13 protein-coding genes are annotated in these 18,950 nt (G+C 64.6%); 1 reads left to right on the plus strand and 12 read right to left on the minus strand.

Annotated features, from left to right (window positions below; all coding sequences use genetic code 11):
• Positions 1-8: 8 nt before the first annotated feature.
• From ACOOE2_RS13680 to ACOOE2_RS13725, 10 genes are all read right to left on the minus strand, one after another.
• Entirely contained in the window at positions 9-836 is an 828-nt protein-coding gene (locus tag ACOOE2_RS13680; RefSeq protein ID WP_420383543.1) for an urea amidolyase associated protein UAAP1, read from the minus strand.
• A 4-nt stretch (positions 837-840) separates the two neighbouring features.
• A complete protein-coding gene (locus ACOOE2_RS13685) occupies positions 841-3,276 on the minus strand; it encodes a TonB-dependent receptor (RefSeq protein ID WP_420383544.1) in 2,436 nt (811 codons plus the stop codon).
• Between the two features lie 143 nt (positions 3,277-3,419).
• Positions 3,420-3,629: a Stf0 family sulfotransferase gene (locus ACOOE2_RS13690; RefSeq protein ID WP_420383545.1), complete on the minus strand. Its 210-nt coding sequence runs from the start codon at positions 3,627-3,629 to the stop codon at positions 3,420-3,422.
• 56 nt (positions 3,630-3,685) lie between these two features.
• Positions 3,686-5,449, minus strand: a complete 1,764-nt coding sequence (atzF, locus tag ACOOE2_RS13695) for an allophanate hydrolase (RefSeq protein WP_420383546.1) — start codon at positions 5,447-5,449, stop codon at positions 3,686-3,688.
• Entirely contained in the window at positions 5,446-9,063 is a 3,618-nt protein-coding gene (uca, locus tag ACOOE2_RS13700) for an urea carboxylase (protein WP_420384616.1), read from the minus strand. The genes atzF and uca overlap by 4 nt, the downstream gene beginning before the upstream one ends.
• Positions 9,064-9,066: 3 nt before the next feature.
• On the minus strand, positions 9,067-9,810 hold the full coding sequence (locus tag ACOOE2_RS13705) for an ABC transporter ATP-binding protein (RefSeq protein ID WP_420383547.1): 744 nt from the start codon (positions 9,808-9,810) through the stop codon (positions 9,067-9,069).
• Entirely contained in the window at positions 9,807-10,619 is an 813-nt protein-coding gene (locus ACOOE2_RS13710; RefSeq protein ID WP_420383548.1) for an ABC transporter permease, read from the minus strand. Before ACOOE2_RS13710 ends, ACOOE2_RS13705 begins: the two co-directional genes overlap by 4 nt.
• A 4-nt stretch (positions 10,620-10,623) precedes the next feature.
• On the minus strand, positions 10,624-11,706 hold the full coding sequence (locus tag ACOOE2_RS13715; protein ID WP_420384617.1) for a putative urea ABC transporter substrate-binding protein: 1,083 nt from the start codon (positions 11,704-11,706) through the stop codon (positions 10,624-10,626).
• Positions 11,707-11,896: 190 nt separating this feature from the next.
• Positions 11,897-12,856 carry a LysR family transcriptional regulator gene (locus ACOOE2_RS13720; RefSeq protein WP_420383549.1) on the minus strand — a complete coding sequence of 320 codons (960 nt, stop codon included), beginning with the start codon at positions 12,854-12,856 and terminating at the stop codon, positions 11,897-11,899.
• Between the two features lie 81 nt (positions 12,857-12,937).
• Positions 12,938-13,210, minus strand: a complete 273-nt coding sequence (locus ACOOE2_RS13725; RefSeq protein ID WP_420383550.1) for a hypothetical protein — start codon at positions 13,208-13,210, stop codon at positions 12,938-12,940.
• A gap of 281 nt (positions 13,211-13,491) precedes the next feature.
• Here ACOOE2_RS13725 and ACOOE2_RS13730 point away from each other — a divergent pair, with 281 nt between their 5' ends.
• On the plus strand, positions 13,492-16,551 hold the full coding sequence (locus ACOOE2_RS13730) for a beta strand repeat-containing protein (protein WP_420383551.1): 3,060 nt from the start codon (positions 13,492-13,494) through the stop codon (positions 16,549-16,551).
• 31 nt (positions 16,552-16,582) lie between these two features.
• Here ACOOE2_RS13730 and ACOOE2_RS13735 read toward each other — a convergent pair whose 3' ends face one another.
• The gene (locus tag ACOOE2_RS13735; RefSeq protein ID WP_420383552.1) at positions 16,583-18,040 is read right to left on the minus strand and encodes a carnitine 3-dehydrogenase; all 1,458 of its coding nucleotides are present in this window, start codon (positions 18,038-18,040) and stop codon (positions 16,583-16,585) included.
• Positions 18,041-18,042: 2 nt separating this feature from the next.
• On the minus strand, positions 18,043-18,939 hold the full coding sequence (locus ACOOE2_RS13740; RefSeq protein ID WP_420383553.1) for a 3-keto-5-aminohexanoate cleavage protein: 897 nt from the start codon (positions 18,937-18,939) through the stop codon (positions 18,043-18,045).
• Positions 18,940-18,950: the final 11 nt, after the last annotated feature.

Consider the following 18,950-nt stretch of genomic DNA (forward strand, 5'->3'; position numbering starts at 1 on the left):
GTGTACCCTCACCGGCGGTAATAATCTTCGACATTTTCGAATGCGCGCAAGCCTTCGGGCGTGGCGTTGCGCACTGCATCATCGGGCGGCGTCACCGGCCCGGCCCACGCGGTCGCGCGCACCGGAGTCACTGTGTAGCCCGCGCGCGGATCGCGCACATGCGGGCAATTGGCCAGCACGACGATCACGTCCATCTCCGCGCGTAACGTGACGTGCTGACCGGGGGCGTGCGGCCCGACATCGAGCTCGATCGCGCCATCCGCCGCGATCGCCACCGGCTTGAACCAGGTGACACACGGGTGAATGTCACGCCGCGTCATGCCGTATTTGGCCAGTGCGATCACGAAGCGGTCGCGCGCATTGGGATGTGCGCCGTGGTTGGCGCCGTCGCCATATTTGCGGGCATTCGACGCCTGGTTCGACGCGCCGCAAAATGCATCGCTCCCTTTCGTATCATCCTCGATCACCGACAGCAGCACGCGGCCCATGTCCGACAGCAGGAACCGACCCTGCCCCAGATAGGCATTCCACTGGATCTTGACGGTGTCGGCAACATTCAGCCGCTCGACCGGGCGCTCGGCGTTGAACACCAGCATCGCCACCGCGCCGTCGCCTTGCAGATCGGTCAGCCGCAGGCGGCTGCCGCGCCTGAGCACGCGAGCAGCATAACCGCCGGCGGCAATCGTTTCGTCCCACACCACGTCGTCGGCCGCCACGCCGGGCGGCAGGTCGGTCGCGGCAGTGGCCGGGATCGTGGGCATCGCGTCGACCCGGGTGCCCGCCATCGCGCGCGCGTGGGCGCGCGCGCCGGTCGTATCGGAAGTCGTGCTGGTCATCATGTCAGTCCACAAGTTTCAGCGACAGGCCGATCGTGCGCGGATGCACGGTATAGCCTTCGGTCACGGTGTTGATCTCCGGGCGCTGGATGATCGTCTTGTCGTCGAACAGGTTCTTGACGTAAACCGAAACCTCGTGCGGGCCAAAGCGCAGCGCCAGACTGGCGTTCACCACGCTGTAGCCGGGGTTGTAGTAGTTGGTGTCGGTCAGCAGATAGCTGCCGTAACTATGCCCGGTATAGGCATAATTCACCAGGCCCACCAGCGCCGCCGTCGGCGTGACCTGGTGCAGGTAATTGACCCCGGCCGACGCGGTAAAGCCCGGCACATCGATCAGATGCTGACCCACCGACACATCGATCGGGTTGTTCGACCGGATGATTTTCGCATTGTTCGCGCTGGCCGTCGCGCTCAGCGAAAAGCCGCGCATGACTTTGACCGACACGTCGGCCTCTGCCCCCCAGATCCGCGCATCGCCGACATTGCTGGTGAAATAATAGCCACAGGTCGGCAGATAGATCTGCTGCTGGATGTTTTTCCAGTTGGTCAGATAGCCCGAGGCGTTGAAGCGGATGCGGTGGTTGGCGAAATCGTTTTTCGAGCCGATTTCATACGTCCACAGGCTGTCGCCATCGAAATGTGTCGGCTGGCTGGTCTGGCCGATATTGTTGAAATCGCCGCCGCACACCGATGTCGGGCCAAACACGATCGGCCCGGTCGGCCCGCCCAGCCGGTATCCCTTGGCGATCGAGGCATAGACCGAGCTGGTCGGCGCCAGATCGTGGTACAACGTGCCCTTGGGCAGGAACGCGTGGCTGGTCGCATCCTGCAGATAAGGCGCCGATGCCGGCTGGCCCGGCGTCTGATAGCCCAGGTTGCCGATTTGGTAGAACCCCGTTTCGACCGAGTTGTAATCCTCGTGCGCGGCGGAATAGCGCGCGCCCAGGTCGAGTTTCCAGCCCCGGGCAAAGGCAATGCTGGCCTGTCCGAACACCGCATACTGCTGCTGACGATACGTGCGATCATCGCTTTCATCGACGTTGCCGGGAAACAGCGTGATCGCAGGGCCGCCGCCGGGTTGGCCATATGCCGGATTGCCATAGATCGTTTCGACAAGCGAGTTTTCCATGGTCGTGCCATAGATCGACTGGAAGACCGAATTGACGTTGCCGATCGTCTGAAAATCGGTGTTGTGGACTTTCTGCGTCGCATAATACGCGCCGGCGACCCATTTCAGCCATCTGGCCCCGGCGCTGGTGTCATTCGACGACAGCCGCAATTCCTGGCTGAACTGTTCGTACTGCGTGCGGATATGCACCGCCGAGGGCAGATTGGCGATAATCCCGTCGTTCTGCGCCTGGTACTGCGGATAGATCGGATCGAGGAAAAAGAGGCCGAATGCGCCGCTGTTGAAATACGTCCCGTCTTCCTGCCGTGTAGCGATGCGGCGGTAATACCCGCTGACCGAAGTCAGGTCGGCAAAGCCCATCGTCTTCTTGATCGTCAGGCTGCCCAGAGCAAAGGTGTCCTGGCTTGGCTCGGGCACTTCCTTGTCCTGTTTCCACAGGCCAAGATCCGGATAAAACGCGGCGTTGTCGTCGTTGATCGCGCGTTGGTAGAAAAACGCCGGCGTGATCGTCAGCGTGGAATCGGGCGTGTACGTCGCGCTGACATGCGCGGTCAGGCTGTGGCTGCTGTTGACGCCAAGTTTCTGCAGCGCGCCGGTTTGCGAATACTGGTCGACCCAGCCGCTGTCGTGCTGATAATTGACACTGGCGCGCAGCGACAGCTTGTCGGCGATCACCGGCAGGTTGATCGTCGCGCTGGTCGCGGCATTGCCGCCGCCGTGTTCGGTGGTCGACAAGTCTCCGGTCAATGTCGCGCCGAACCTGTCCGCGCTCGCCGGGTTGGTGATGTAGCGGATCGTGCCGCCTTCGGAACTGTCGCCATACAGCGTGCCCTGCGGCCCGCGCAGCACTTCGACGCGCGCGATATCGGGCAGACGCACCTCGATCGACCCATCGCGATAGAAATTGGGCACGGTAATCGACACATCGTCGAGATAGAGCCCGACGGTCGAGGCCCCCGATGTCGAACTGACCCCGCGGATCACGATATTCGTGCGGCCTTCCTCGCCCGCGACGGTGTTGAACGCCACGCCCGGAACCGCGCGGCTGAGATCGTCGTAATTGGCGATCTTCTGGTCTTGCAACGCATTGCCCGACAGCACCGACAGACTGATCGGCACGGTGCGGATATCTTCGCTGCGCTTCTGCGCGGTCACGATGATTTCGCCGCCGGTGTCAGCGGGAGGCGCACCGGGCGCTGACGCGGCGGGTGCCACCTGCGCCATGCCGGGGCCGGGCATCAGCACCAGCGCAAAGGCCGAGGTCGCGGCGGTAAACGCAATCCGGCGCGAAGCCACTTTGCCAACTGTCATCGCGGTGATTCCCCATGCCCCGTTTTCGGTTCGGGCACAGAATGGGGGATAAGGCACCCATCATGCTAGATGCCAATTTTTGATGATAGCCATAGATTTTGTCTATGCGCGGTGCGTTATAAAGCCGCGCGATAGCGTGCGATTCATTCGGCATTGATGCTATCGGCCAGCTTTGCGACAGCCGGGACGAGCGGGGCGCACGCCCCGGGATCGACGCCGAGCGCCGCACAGATATCGGCAACCGTAGCAACGGGCCTTTGCGCAAACGTTTCGTCGGTGACGTGCAAAGGGTTCGATCTGTCGTGCCTTGAACCACGCGTTCCAGGCCAGGTCAGCTTGGGTGAAGTTGGCAACCTCTAGCAGTCGATCATGTGCCGGATACTGGAGCCATTCACGGCACCATGCAATGTCAGGTGCGCGAAGCGATGAACGCGCGCCAGCCGCCAAGTTCGGTGATATCGGTTGCGCCGGTCAGCGCGCGTGGCTCTGCAACGAAGCCTTTGACCGTGCTTGCGTCGGCCAGCGTGACCGTGCCGATCGCCAGCGGCGGGGGCACTTCGGCGACAAAGCTGCCGAAGGCCGCCATGTCGAGCTCGTAGACTTCGACCGCGATCGCCGCACCGGTGGCATCGTGGATCAGCGCGGGCTTTGGCGGCACGCTGTCGGCCATCGCATAGAGGCGGTACGTCGGCGCCGTGGTCGTGGTGGCGACGTGCCTGGCATTGCGCGAAGTCAGTTGCCAGTGCAGCGGCATGCCTTCGAGATGCGCGCCGACAACGGCGAGGTGAACGGTTTCCATCGGGGTCTCCAAATCGAGTGGGGGCGTCGGATAGGGATCATCGGCGAGCCATTGCGCGGCGAAATCGAACAGCGCGCGGTCGGTCCAGGCCGGGCCGATCAGCGTCACGCCAAAGCCGGTGCCATTGGGCCGCCAGCCCGCCGGCACCGCGATCGCGGCCATGTCGAGCAGGTTCACGAAATTGGTATAGAGCCCCAGATTGCTGTTGAGCGCGATCGGCGCCGCGCGCATTTCCACCAGCCGATAGATTGTCGGCGTTGTCGGCAGGAACAGCGCGTCGATATCGCGCCACATCGCATCGGACTGCTGTTTCAGCTCGGCCAGGCGGTAAATGCCCCTGAACACCTCGACCGCGCTGCGCCCCTGGCCGCCTTCGACGATCGTGCGCACAACCGGATCGATGCTGTCTGGATGGCTCGCCAGAAAGTCGGCCATCGCGGCAGTTCGCTCGGCCACCCACGGCCCGTCATACAGCAACCGCGCGGCCTCCGACAGCGGAGCAAGGTCGATGTCGACAAGCGTGGCGCCCATCGCGACCAGTCGTTCGAGTGCCTGATCGTAAAGGCGTTCGGAGGCCGGATCGCCCAGGAACTGGCGCTGGTGCGGCAAGGGCACCCCGACGCGCGATAGCGCAAGGGGCTGGTCCGCCTCGCTGCGCGACCACGGATCCGCGGCATCGGCGCCGGCCGCGACCGCATCGACCAGCGCGGCATCCGCGGGGTTGTGGGCAAACACCGTGACGCAATCGAGCGAGCGGCACGCGGGCACCACGCCTGCGGTGCTCCACCGGCCCTTGGTCGGTTTGAACCCGATCAGACCGTTGAATGCAGCGGGCACGCGGCCCGATCCGGCGGTATCCGTGCCCAGCGCAAACGGCACCAGCCCCGCCGCAACCGCCACGGCAGAGCCCGAGCTCGATCCGCCGCTGACATAGGCGCGGTTCGTCACGCAAGCCGGCGCGCCATGCGGGCTGCGCGTGCCGTTGAGACCGGTGGCAAACTGGTCGAGATTGGTCTTGCCCATCGCCACCGCGCCCGCCGCGATCAGCCGCGCGACGACGCCCGATGACACTGCGGGATCATAGGCGAAATCGGGGCAGCCGGCGGTGGTGGGCGCGCCGGCCAGGTCGATATTGTCCTTGATCGCAAACGGGACGCCGGCCAGCGGCAGCACTTCGCCCGCGACAATCCGCGCGTCCACCGCACGCGCCATGGCCAGCACCGCAGCCTCGGGCAGCCGGTGGATCCACACCGCCGGCTGGATTTCGGCATAGGCCGCGATCCGCGCCAGCGCCATTTGCGCGATGGTTTCGGCCCGGAATGCGCCGCTGCGCACGCCCTGCGCGATCTCTGCGACGGTTGTGGGGTGGGTCATGCGGGTTCGATCGCCAACATGGCGGCGCCTGGCTGGATCACCTGGCCCTCACTGACATAGACACGCCGCACCACGCCCGCTGCGGGGCTGGGCACCGGGCATTCCATCTTCATCGCCTCGATCACCGCGATCGGTTCGCCAAGCGCGACGGTATGCCCTTCGCAGGCGAGCATTTTCCACACGCTGCCGCCGAACGGCGCCTCGACCAGTTCGGACCCGGTGGGCACGTCGATCGCACCATCATCGACGAAGCCGCTGCCCGCATCGACCAACGCGGCGACACGGTCGAATTCGCCGCTATCCTGCCACGCCGCGCGCTCGGCATCGAACGCGGCCTGGCGCGTCGTTTGAAACGCAGCGATGCTGTCAGCATGCTTGGCCTGAAACGCGCGATAGTCCGACAGGCGGAATTCGCCCTCCTCGATTGCGATTTCGCGCCGCCCAAGCGGGAAATCATGGCGCCACTGCGTCAGTTCGTCATGGCTGACCGGAAAGAATTTGATCCGGTCGAAAAAGCGCAGCAACCATGGCTTGCCATCACGGAACGCCTGCGTCTGGCGATGCGTGTTCCACACCTGGATCGTGCGGCCGAACAGCTGGTATCCGCCCGGCCCCTCCATGCCATAGATGCACATATACGCGCCGCCGATGCCCACGACATTGGGCGGGGTCCACGTGCGCGCCGGGTTGTATTTGGTGGTGACGAGGCGGTGGCGCGGATCAACCGGCGTCGCCAGCGGCGCCCCGAGATAGACATCGCCCAGCCCGAGCACGAGGTAATCGGCATCGAACACGATCTGTTTGACCTGTTCGGCGCTGTCCAGCCCGTTCACGCGGCGGATGAATTCGATGTTGTCGGGACACCACGGCGCATCGTCGCGCACCGCGCTGATGTATTTGTCGATCGTCTGGTAGATCGCAGGGTCCGCCCACGACAGCGGCAGATGCACCACGCGCGACGGGATCGCGAAATCATCGAGCCCACCCAGCCGTTGCTCCGCCGCGATCAGCGCCTCCATCAGTGCCGATTGCACCAGCACGCGCGCATCGTAATGGATCTGCACCGACCGCACGCCCGGCGTCACGTCGATCACCCCCGGCAGCGCCAGCCGGTCGAGCTCGAGCATCAGCGCATGGACCCGCAGCCGCAGTTCCAGATCGAGCACGATCGGACCGTATTCGACCAGCAGATGCCGATCCCCCTGGCGCCGATACGTTGCCGCTGGCCGCGTGCCATCTCCGGCGATCGTGTGCAGCACCGGTGATGCCGGCGGCATCGGGTCGCCCGCAAACGGCGCGGGCGCGGTCAGCGTTGCGATCAGCGCATCCTGCGCGCCTTCCGCCCAGCGCGCCTCGGCCTCGGACACCGGCGCGAACCGCACTGTATCGCCCGGCGACAATTGGCCGACTTTCCACAGATCGGCCGCAATCACCACGAACGGACAGACAAAACCGCCCAGCGACGGCCCATCGGGCCCGAGGATGATCGGCATGTCGCCGGTAAAATCGACCGCGCCGATCGCATAGGCATTGTCGTGGATATTCGACGGATGCAGCCCCGCTTCGCCGCCGTCGCGCCGCGCCCATTCGGGCTTTGGCCCGACCAGCCGGACGCCGGTGCGGTTCGAATTGTAATGCACCTGCCAGGCTGTTTCGCGGATCATGCGGATGTCGGCATCGGTAAAGAAATCGGGCGCGCCATGCGGGCCATAGAGCACGCTTATGCTCCATTCGTGACCGATCGGCGGGACCAGGGCGGCAGGCAATGGCGTTTCCGGCCCGGTCGCATCGGTCAGCAGGTGCAAGGTATCGCCGGTCATCACCGCGCGGCCGGCATGGCCGCCGAATTCGCCCAGGGTAAACGCGCTGCGGCTGCCCAAATACAACGGCGCATCGATCCCGCCCGCCAGCATGCAATACGCGCGCATCCCGCCGCCCTGGACACGCCCGACGCGCAGCACCTGCCCCGCCGCAACCGCAACCGGTGTCCAACGCGGCACGGGGACGCTGTCAAGCGTCGTGCCGCAATCGGCGCCGGTCAGGCAGATGCGCGCCGGCCCCATGAATTGCAGCGAAGGCCCCGCAGCGGTAATTTCCAGCCCCGCCGCGTCTTCGCGATTGCCCAGCAGGCGATTGCCCAACCGGAACGATAGCGCATCCATCGGCCCCGATGGCGGCACGCCGACATCCCACAGCCCGGTGCGCCCCGGATAATCCTGCACCGTGGTCGCCGCGCCCGCGCCCAGCACGCGGATCGACGAGGGCGTCCACGCAAGTTCGCCCAGCGCGCGGGTCGAGACTTGCCCGCTGACAAACGCCGGGCTGCGCACGACAGCGCGCAGCCAGCGCAGATTGGTTTCGATTCCCGCCAGCCGGGTTTGGTCGAGCGCCGCCTGCATCGCTGCGATCGCTTCATCGCGGGTCGGCGCCGTGACGATCAGTTTGGCCAGCATCGGGTCGTACCAGGCGGGCACATCGCTGCCGCTTTCGACCCAGCCATCGACGCGCAGGCCGGCATTCCGGTCGGGGTATGCGACTTCGACCAGCCGCCCCGAACTCGGCTGAAAATCGCGCGACGGGTCTTCGGCGTACAGCCGCACCTGAATCGAATGCCCCCTGGGCTCGGCGACAAAGTCATCGAGGAACGAGAAATCGCCGCCCGCGCCCCTGATCATCCATTCGACCAGATCGACACCCGTAACCTGCTCGGTCACGCCATGTTCGACTTGCAGCCGGGTGTTGACCTCCAGGAAAAAGAAATCGTCGCGCTGCCCATCGTACAGGAATTCGACCGTCCCGGCCGAACGGTAATCGGCGCCTGCCGTCAGCCGCACCGCTGCGTCGATCAGCGCGGCGCGCGTGGCCGGCGGCAGATGCGGCGCGGGGGTCTCTTCGACCACTTTCTGGTTGCGCCGTTGCAGCGAACAGTCGCGTTCGCCCAGTGCCACGACCCGCCCCGCGCCATCGCCGAACACCTGCACCTCGATATGCCGCGCCAGCGCGACATAGCGTTCCAGAAACACGCCGCCATTGCCGAAATTGCCCGCGCCAAGCCGCGCAACCATCGCGAACGCATCGCCCAGTTCGCTTTCATCGGCACACACTTTCATGCCGATCCCGCCCCCGCCGGCGGTGGCCTTCAGGATCACCGGATAGCCGATCCGCGCGGCTTCGATGGCGGCAGCGGCGGCATCGGTCAACAGGCCCGACCCCGGCGCCAGCGGCACGCCATGCGCCTGCGCCAGGTCACGCGCGGTGTGTTTCAGCCCGAAGGCCAGGATGTTTTCGGCGCTGGGCCCGATGAATACGATGCCGGCATCGGCGCAACCTTGCGCAAAGGCGGTGTTTTCCGACAGGAACCCGTAACCCGGGTGGATCGCCTGCGCGCCGGTGGCCCTGGCCGCCGCCAGGATCGCCGGGATATTCAGATAGCTTTCGCTGGCCGGCGCGGGCCCGATCAGCACCGCCTCGTCCGCCAGCGCGACATGGCGCGAACCGGCATCGGCCTCGCTGAACACGGCGACCGAGCCGATGCCCATGGCACGCAACGTGCGCATGATGCGGCAGGCGATCGCGCCGCGATTGGCGATCAGGACTTTGCGGAACGGCTGCATCATTCAGGAACTCGCGGAAATCTTGCGCAACAGCGGCACATCATATGTTGCCGTCGCGCCGTAACGGTGCGGCGCATGGGGATCATGGCGGCGCTTGTCGAATGCCAGCACGCGCGTGCCCAGCTTGAACGCTTCGGCAATGTCGTGCGTGACCATCACCACGGTCAGCCCGTGTTCGCGCCACAGCCGCGTGACCAGCTCGTGCATATCGACGCGGATGCCCGGATCGAGCGCGCCGAACGGTTCATCGAGCAACAGCACGCGCGGGTGTTTCACCAGCGCCTGCGCCAGCGCCAGCCGCTGCTGCATGCCGCCCGACAATTGTGCCGGATACTGGTCGCGCGCGTGGCTCAGCCCGACCGCGTCGAGCATTGCCTCGGCATCGGCCACCGCCGCGCGGCGACGCGCGCCGAACAGCCGGCCCAGTACCGGCGCGCCCGCGCATTCCAGCCCGAACAGCACATTGCCAAGCACGGTCAGATGCGGGAACACCGAATACCGCTGAAACACCACACCGCGATCGGGCCCGCATTCGGCGCGCATCGGCGCGCCATCGAGCAGGATGCTGCCCTTGGTCGGCGCTTCCTGCCCCAGGATCAGCCGCAGGAACGTGCTCTTGCCCGCGCCCGACGGCCCGACCACCGACACGAACGAGCCCGGCGCGATGGCCAGATTGACGCGTTCGAGCACGACCTTGTCGCCGTATTCGACCCAGACGTTTTTCAGTTCGAGCAGAGCGTCGCTCATCGTGCGGCCGCCCAGGGAAAACCACGCCGCGAAATCGCCTGCAGCAGCGTATCGGCCACGATCGCCAGCAGCGAAATCCACGCCACATACGGCAGGATGATATCCATCGCGAGATAGCGCCGGACGAGGAATATCCGGTAGCCCAACCCGACATCCGACGCGATCGCCTCGGCCGCGATCAGGAACACCCACGCCGGGCCCATCGACAGCCGCAGCGTCTCGATCAGGCGCGGCATCAATTGCGGCAGAGCGACCCGGATGGCCACCTGCCACGAATTGGCGCCCAGCGTTTCCGCCTTGATGAACTGTTCGGCGGGCAATCCGGCGACATACGACGCCAGGTCGCGCGTCATATACGGGGCAATGCCGATCGCGATCAGCGCGATTTTCGCAGCTTCGCCCAGCCCCAGCGCGATGAACAGGATCGGCAGCACCGCGATCGGCGGGATGACCGCGATCACGGTGATCATCGGCCCCAAAATGGCGCGTGCCAGTGGCATGACCCCGAGCAACAGACCGATAACCAGCGCGGTCACGGTCGCCAGCGCAAGTCCCGCGCCCAGCCGCATCAAACTGGCCAATGTATCCGCCAGCAGCGTGATCTGGCCCGTCACCGGGTCGACCTGGGCCCCCATGCGCCACAGCGCCGCGCCCATCGCGCCGATCGTGGGCAGCACCTTGTCCGCCGGATTGTCGGCATGGCGCAGGGCGGCGGCAATCGCATAAACGATGATCAGGATCAGGATCGGCACCGCGCCCGCGACAATCCGCCCGCGCCGGCTGGGCCGCAGATTGATCACGCGGGTCATGGTTTTACAGCTTGCCGTCGGCGGCAAGCTGCATGAACGCCGGGTCGAAGCGCAATTTGACATTCGCCGGATCGCCCAGCGTCTTGCCGCCCGGAAACGCGATACCGATCGCATCGACCGTCGTCGCCGCCGGGCCGAACAGGCCCTTGGCAAATGCAAACTGCCGCACGCGATCGGTCACCGTCATCAAATCGGGGCTTTTGGCCAGCGCGAGTGCATCGGCTGGCGTGTAATACAGATGCGTCGTCGCCAGTTGCGCGTCATAGCCTTCGGGCGTGGTGCCTGCGTCATGGGCCATCTGCGCGCGCGCCGCTTTGCCGGTGGCATCGGCCTTGTGCATGGCTGCCATCGTTTCGTACCAGATACCCGCCAGCGCCTTGCCCAGCGCCGGATTGGCCTTCAGCGTTGCAGAGCTGACCGCCATGACGTCGAGGATCTCGTTGGGAATCTGATGGCTGTCGAACACCAGTTTTGCGCCAGCGGCCTTTTTCACTTCCGACAATTGCGGGTTCCAGGTGACGACCGCGTTGACTGTCGGCGAAGCAAACGCACCGACGATATCGGCATCGCCGGTGTTCACCAGTTTGACATCCGACAGCTTCAGCCCGGCCTTTTCCAGCCCGCGCGCCAGCAGATACTGCGACACCGACAATTCGACCAGATTGACCGAACGCCCCTTGATATCGCCGATCGTGTTCGCATTCTTCAGCACCACGCCATCGTTGCCATCGGAATAATCCCCGATGATCGCAACGGTCGTGTCCTTGCCCCCTGCGGCCGGAATGGTCAGCGCGTCCATCGACGTCGCAACCACGCCATCCAACTTGCCGGCAGTGTACTGGTTGACCGATTCGACGTAGTCGTTGACCTGCACCAGCTTGATCGAAATACCGTATTTGTCGGCCCATTTCTTCACGATCCCGGACTCTTGCGCATAAGGCCAGGGCATCCATCCGGCATAGATCGACCAGCCGATGGTGAAATCCTTTTTCGGCGCCTCGGCCGCAATGCCGTCGGCACCGGCCGCGCCGGATTTGGAATGGCCGCAGGCGGCAAGCGCCAGCAGGCTGGCGCAGGCAAGCGTCATACGCAACGAACGGATCACGGCAGGATTTCCTTATGTCGTGGCATTTGCGGGAAGTGCCCAAGCGCGGGCCATCACGCTAGAGCGAGATTGGCGATGTTGGGCATAGAAAAAATCTATGGGTAAGCGAGGGTATTGCCCGCCCCGCATACGTCGTGGCGAAGCGAATCCGCCATGACGAACAAGGCGAGCGTCATCCACCCGAACCCTGCGGCCGCGCGCGCAACCGGCGCAGGATTTCGTCCAGGAACAATTGCGTGGGCGTGTCGCGCGTCGGCACCTGGCGCGACAGCAGATAGATGTCGTACGACGGTTCGGCATCGCGCGGCAACAGCGGCCACAACCGATCGCGCGCGACCAGGTCCTCGGCGGCCAGCACCGGCAAAAACCCGATGCCGACGCCCAGGCTGATCAGGCGCTTGGCCTCATGCACATCTTCGGCCAAGCCGTTGACCACAGTGCCGAGGCCATACCGCTGGCGCAGCCGCGTGATCGTGTCGAGTTCGTCATTGCCGGTCAGCACGAAGCCTTGATCGCGCAGATCGTTCAATCGCGCGACGCGGCGGCCATAGAGCGGGTGATTGCGGTCGCAGTAGATCTGCTGAACTTCGACAAACAGCGGCTCGTAATTGAGCCCGGCGCGCACGCCGCTGTCGCAACCGACGCCGATTTCCACTTCGCCGCGCTCTATCGATTCGAGCACTTCACGCCACGGAGACACACGCAGTTCGATCTGGATCGCGGGGTGCCGGCGGCGGAATGTCGCGATCGCCTCGTCGAATTCGGGCGACACGATCGATGATATCATCTGGATGCGGACCAGTCCCTGGACCTGCTTCATCGCTTGCGCGACCTGGTGCGGCACCATCCGCGCCGCCTCGAACATGTCTTCGCAGATCAGCAGCAGCGCACGGCCCGCTACCGTAAGTTCGACGCCCTGCGCCGATCGCATCAGCAATTGCGTGCCAACCGTGTCTTCCAGCCGCTTCAACGCGACGCTGATCGTGGGCTGCTGCCGATTGAGCTTGCGCGCCGCTGCGCCGATCCCGCCCGCACGGACGATCTCGACAAACGTGCGCAGCAGATTCCAGTCAACCCGCGCGGCAAAACTGCGACCGGCGCGGAGCGCGGTTTCGGCACCATGGTCTGACATTTCGCCACTCTGGCGCATCGCGCCGCGATACGCCAGATGGCAGTTACCCGTTCACGGCGTCAAAAGCACGCTGTGGTGGGCTCAGCGGCAATCGACGCGGTAATCGCGGCCATCCCGGTCATGGCGATAGCATTGGCCATCGTCGTGACGTGTGATCGCGCCAACCACGGCACCGCCTGCGGCCCCGATCGCTGCGCCGGTCAGAACCCCGCCGCCGGCAACGCCTGCAACCACTGCGCCGGCGCCTGCACCGATCAGCGCGCCATTGGCCACACGGCTGTGCGTGCAGCCGGACAGGCCCGCCATGGCCAGCGAAGCGGCGGCCAGCACGCCGCCGATATTGCCCAGTTTCATCGAATTCTCCTGTGCTTGAATCACGACAGGAAAAATGGGGAGATCGCCCAAATGTTCCGGATCAGCGCGCGATGCCCGTGCCGCGAACGATATCCCGATACCGCCGAATTCGAGACGATACGCATTGCCCAACCGCACTTTTGCTTCGTATTCAAGGACTTTGAACTTGATTGCTGACGAGTCCGGTCCGTTCGGTCCTTGCATACTTGCGCCAGGACAAAGACCGGATCTTGACGAAAAGCGCGCTTTGAAACTCATCAATCACCAACAGGGCGGTCAGGATGCCACTTCCATCAGGTAGCTTTTTGCTGGCAAATCTGAATGATGGGTTTGGTATCTACGAATATGAATATTCCGACTCGTCGGGGGCCTTCGACAGTCAGATCTGGTCGCAATCGGGCACCACCGACACGCTGTTGTATACGTATGTCAATGTCGGCGGCGTCCTGCCCGAAGGGGTGCTGGGCGGCCAATATCTGTACGAGGTCTCTGTCAGTGCTGCCGACGGCACCGCCTCGACCCAGTTGTACGGAACCGACGGAACCGCCGTCGGATCGCAATTGCTGTATACGATCCCCAATTACCTCGGCGACGATTCCTTCGCGTCGGCAAACGGATTTGCATTCTTCCAATACGAAAAGTCCGCTTCCGGCGGCCAGAGCGCGGTGGTGTTTTCGTCGAACGGCACTGTGGCAGGTACAAACCCGCTGGTCAGCCTGAATGGCGCGACCAATGTCAGCTACAACGTCGGCAACTACGTTTCGGATGGCGCCGGCATAGCGTTCGAGGTTCTGGAAAGCCAGACCATCGCATCTACCGTGACCTACACCACGCTTATCTATGAATCCGACGGCACTGCCGCCGGCACGACGCTGATGTGGACTCTGGCGAACACCAACGGCGCGACGTTTCCGCAACCCCTGCTTACGCCCGCCGCGTCGGCCACGACCGCCGTTGGCAAAAACACCGTCATCTCCAGTCTTGGCGTGCTGTATTACTCCACCACATCCGGCGCTGTGGTCACGGTCAAGATCACCGCCGTCGACGGGACCGTAAACACCAGCGCCAACCAGGGAACCGTGGCCGGTGCCAACAGCGCCAGCCTGACCCTGACTGGCTCGCTCGCGCAGATCAACGCGGACCTGGCAGCGCTGACCTTCGCCGGCACGACAGTCGGCAACGGGTCGATTTCAGTCACTGCCTCATCCAACGGCACGACCAGCGCCACATCGGTGTCCGCGGTTCAGGTGGCGCCGGCTGTTCCCGGCGTGGCCATCACCAGCACCGGCGGATTGACCAACCAGACCGCCCAGACAATCTCGGGCACGATCGATGTCTACGACGCCGGGTTGACCGTTTCGATCTACGACAGCGGTACGTTGCTGGGCTCGGTCAAACCGGCGGCGAACGGCAACTGGACCAGCACAGTCACGCTGCCGTCCACGCAAGGCGGGCAATCGCTGATCGCGCAGGCGACCAACGCATACGGGACCGTGGGCAGCAGTCAAACCGTTGTCTACACGCTCGATACGATCGCGCCGGTGCTTGCCATCACGACCGCAGGCGGCATCGTCAACCAGCAGCCGCAGTCCCTGTCGGGCACGATCGACGCTGCCGATGCCGGGCTTGTCATCTCGATCTACGACGGCACAACCCTGCTGGGCACCACCACCGCCAATGCCGGCGGCACCTGGACCAAGGCGGTGACGCTGTCGTCGGCGCAAGGCGCACATACGCTGACCGCGCAAGCCACCGACGCCGCGGGAAACACGGGAACCAGCGCCGCTGACGTCTTCACGCTTCAGACCCTGCCCCCGGCGCTGGCGATTACCGGCGTCGGCACGGGCACCAGCGGACAGACCCTGTCCGGCACCATAGACATGGCCGACGCCGGGCTTGCCATCACGATCTATGATGGCGCGACCGTGCTGGCTAATGCGTCCGCCAATGCCTCGGGCGTCTGGACCGCCACCTTCACCGCGTTGGCGCAGGGCGTGCACACGCTGACAGCGCAAGCCACCAACAGCTTTGGCAAGGGCACCTCGAACACCGAGACCGTCCTGGTCAGTGCCTCGACCGCGGTTTCGGGCGGCAACAAGGCCGTCGTGTTCCTCGGCGCGCCGGACAGCGTCACCCTGTCCGCAACTGCGGGCGCGTGGGATACCGTCAATGCCGGCAGCGGCACCGTCACGCTGTCCGGCGCGCAGGCGGCGATCAGCGGCGGCGGGGTCGCGATCAATTTCGCTTCGGGCACATCGGGCAATGTGGTCGGACTTTATGCGACTGGCGGCACCTGGGATTCTGTTTCCGGAACGGGGGGCACAATCTATCTGACCGGATCGCAGTCCGCCGTGACCGGCGGCGGCAACGTCATCAGCTTTGCCGGCGGCACCGGCAATGTCGTGGGCCTGTACAACACCGGCGGCAACTGGGATTCGATCTGGGCGCCTGGCGCCGAAACGATCTACCTCACCAGCGCGCAGGCCGCGATTACCGGCGGCGGCAACACCATCAGCTTTGCCGGCGGCACCGGCAATGTCGTTGGCCTGTACAACACCGGCGGCAACTGGGATTCGATCTATGCGCCGGGCAGCGAGACTATCTACCTGACCAGTGCGCAGGCCGCGATCAACGGCGGCGGCAACACCATCAGCTTTGCCGGCGGCACCGGCAATGTCGCGGGTCTGTACAACACCGGCGGCAACTGGGATTCGATCTATGCGCCGGGCAGCGAAACCATCTACCTGACCAGTGCACAGGCCGCGATCACCGGCGGCGGCAATGCGATCAGCTTTGCCGGCGGCACCGGCAACGTCGTGGGCCTGTACAACACCGGCGGCACGGCGGACACGATCTGGGCGCCCGGCAGCGACACGATCTATTTCACCAGCGCCCAGGCCATCGTCACCGGCGGCGGCGACAGCATCAGCTTTGCCGGCGGCACCGGCAATGCCGCCACGCTGGTAAACACCGGCGTTGCCGGGGATTCAGTCTATGCATCGAACGGGACCATCACCCTGGTCACCGCGCAGGCCGCCATCACCGGCAGCACCGACACGGTAAACTTTACCGGCACCAGCGCCGCAACGCTGAACGGCGGCACCGAAACCCTGACCTTTCAGCACGGCATCGGCGGCATCGACGTCATCAACGGCTACACCACGACCGACACCCTGCAATTCAGCACGTCGGATTTCGCAAACTATGCCTATCTGATGAATTCCGGCGATGTCAGCCAGGTCGGCGCCGACACCCTGATCAAGCTCGACGCCAACGACAGCGTCAGACTGACCAACTTTTCCGCATCGTCGCTGACGTCTGCGCAGTTCCACTTCGTATAACGAAACCGGTAGATTTAGAGCTACGCCCTCTTCAGCGCTTTGCCAACGCAATCGCGCGGCCCGCCGCTGCCGGCCGTTCCAGCGTGGCATGCGTTTCGACCAATGCCGCAACCGCTTCGGCAACCGGCGGCAGCATCGCCGCCGCCCGGTCGGCCTTTGCATCCACATGCAGCAGCATGTGTTCAGCCGTGGCAATCACCGTGCCGTCGGCACCGGTCATCGTGTGGAAGATGTGCAGGCGCTTGGCATCGGCGTCGAGCACTTGCGTCGTCGCGCGGATCGCCTCGCCCAGCCTTGCCTGGCCCAGATGGCGCAGATGGCTTTCTACCGTGTAGAACGAATGCCCGGCCGCGACATAGTCCGGGCCCGCCCCGATCTTGGCCAGCAGCACGTCGGTCGTGTCGCCAAACACCTTCAGGTAGGCCCATTCGGTCATGTGGCCGTTGTAATCGATCCAGGCCGTATCGACATGCGTGCTCAATCCATCGGTGTCGGCAGGTTGTTTCGCAGCCAGCCGCTCGCCATAGGCTTTCAGCGTCGCGCCGGCGGCAAAGTCGTTGGCTTTCAGCGCGGTCATCACATCAACCAGGCAGTCATCACGCTTTTGTTCGTATTCGCGCAGGCCAATCCCGGCCGCCTGGTCATCGGATTGCGCCGCGACGGTATCGGTCAATTCGTCAGTCAGTTCGCACGCGACCAGATGGGTCCACGGCAGTTTCAGCGCGGGGCCGAACTGCGCGAGGAAATGGCGCATCCCGGCTTCGCCGCCGGCCAGCCGATAGGTCAGGAACGTGCCCATGAACGACCAGCGCAGGCCCGCGCCATAGCGGATCGCGTCATCGATTTCGGCAGTCGTGGCCACGCCGTCGTTGACCAGCCACAACGCCTCGCGCCACAGCGCTTCGAGCAGGCGATCAGCGATGAAGCCATCGACCTCGACGCGCACCTGCAACGGCTGCATGCCGCATGAGGTATAAAGCGCCGTGGCCAGATCTTTCGTGGCCTGGCTGGTCTTGTCGCCGCCGCAGATTTCGACCAGCGGCAACAGGTATACAGGGTTGAACGGATGCCCGACGACAAAGCGTTCGGGGTGCGCCATGTTTGCCGCCAGCTTGCTGGGCAGCAGGCCGGATGTCGACGAGCCGATGATCGCATCCGGGCGCGCCGCCGCTTCGATCTGGGCAAGCACGCGCTGCTTCAGATCCTCGATTTCGGGCAGGCTTTCCTGGATGAAATCGGCATTGGCGACCGCATCCGCCAGGCTGCTCGCGATATGCACCGCGCCTTCTGCCGGCAGCAGTGCGCCCAGCATCCGCTGTTGCGCACGCCGCGCGTTGCCCAGCACCGCCTCGACCTTGCGGCCGATTTCGGGATCGGGATCGAACATGCGCACGTCATAGCCGGCCAGCGCAAACCGCGCTGCCCAGCCCGCGCCGATCACGCCGCCGCCGACAAGGCCGATCGTGCGGATTTTCGTCACATCGCTCATGATCAACCCCAACGCTTCGTCAGTTTCAGCTTTTCGCGCACTTCTGCGGGTCCCAGAATGCGCCCGCCCATGCCTTCGAGGATCTGCCGCGCACGCGTTACCAGATCGCCATTGGTCGCCAGTTGCCCGCGCCCGAGATACAGGTTGTCCTCCAGCCCGACGCGCACGTTGCCGCCGGCCAGCGCAGCCATTGCTACATAGGGCATCTGCATCCGTCCGATCGAAAACCCGCTGAAAATCGCACCGGCCGGCAGGCGATGGACCATCGCCATCGTTGTCAGCGGATCGGCAGGCGCGCCATACGGAATGCCCATGCACAGCTGGATCATCACCGGTTCGTCGAGCAGGCCCTCCTTGATCAGCTGGTGCACAAATACCAGGTGCCCCGCGTCGAACACTTCGAGTTCGGGCCGCACGCCCAGTTCCTGCACATGCGCGGCCATCGCGCGCAACATGCCCGGCGTGTTGGTCATCACGTAATCGCCTGCGGCGAAATTCATCGTGCCGCAATCGATCGTGCAGATTTCGGGCAGCAGTTCGGCGACATGCACCAGCCGCTCGATCGGCCCGACCATGTCGGTGCCTTCGGCCTTCAGCGGCAGCGGCGTTTCGCCCGGACCGAACACGATGTCACCGCCCATGCCCGCGGTCAGGTTGATGATCACGTCGACACCCGAATCGCGGATGCGCTCGACCACTTCGCGGTACAGCGCGGGATCGCGCGAGCCGATGCCGGTGGCGGGATCACGCACGTGGATATGCGCGATCGCAGCGCCGGCGTTGGCCGCCTCGATCGCGGCCTCGGCGATCTGCTTGGGGGTGATCGGCAGGTCGGGATGCTTGTCGGCGGTTTCGCCCGACCCGGTCACTGCGCACGTGATGAATGTCTCGTAATTCATGGGCTTCCCGT

The sequence above is a fragment of the Novosphingobium sp. genome (genome assembly GCF_965214355.1).
Taxonomy (GTDB): Bacteria; Pseudomonadota; Alphaproteobacteria; order Sphingomonadales; family Sphingomonadaceae; genus Novosphingobium.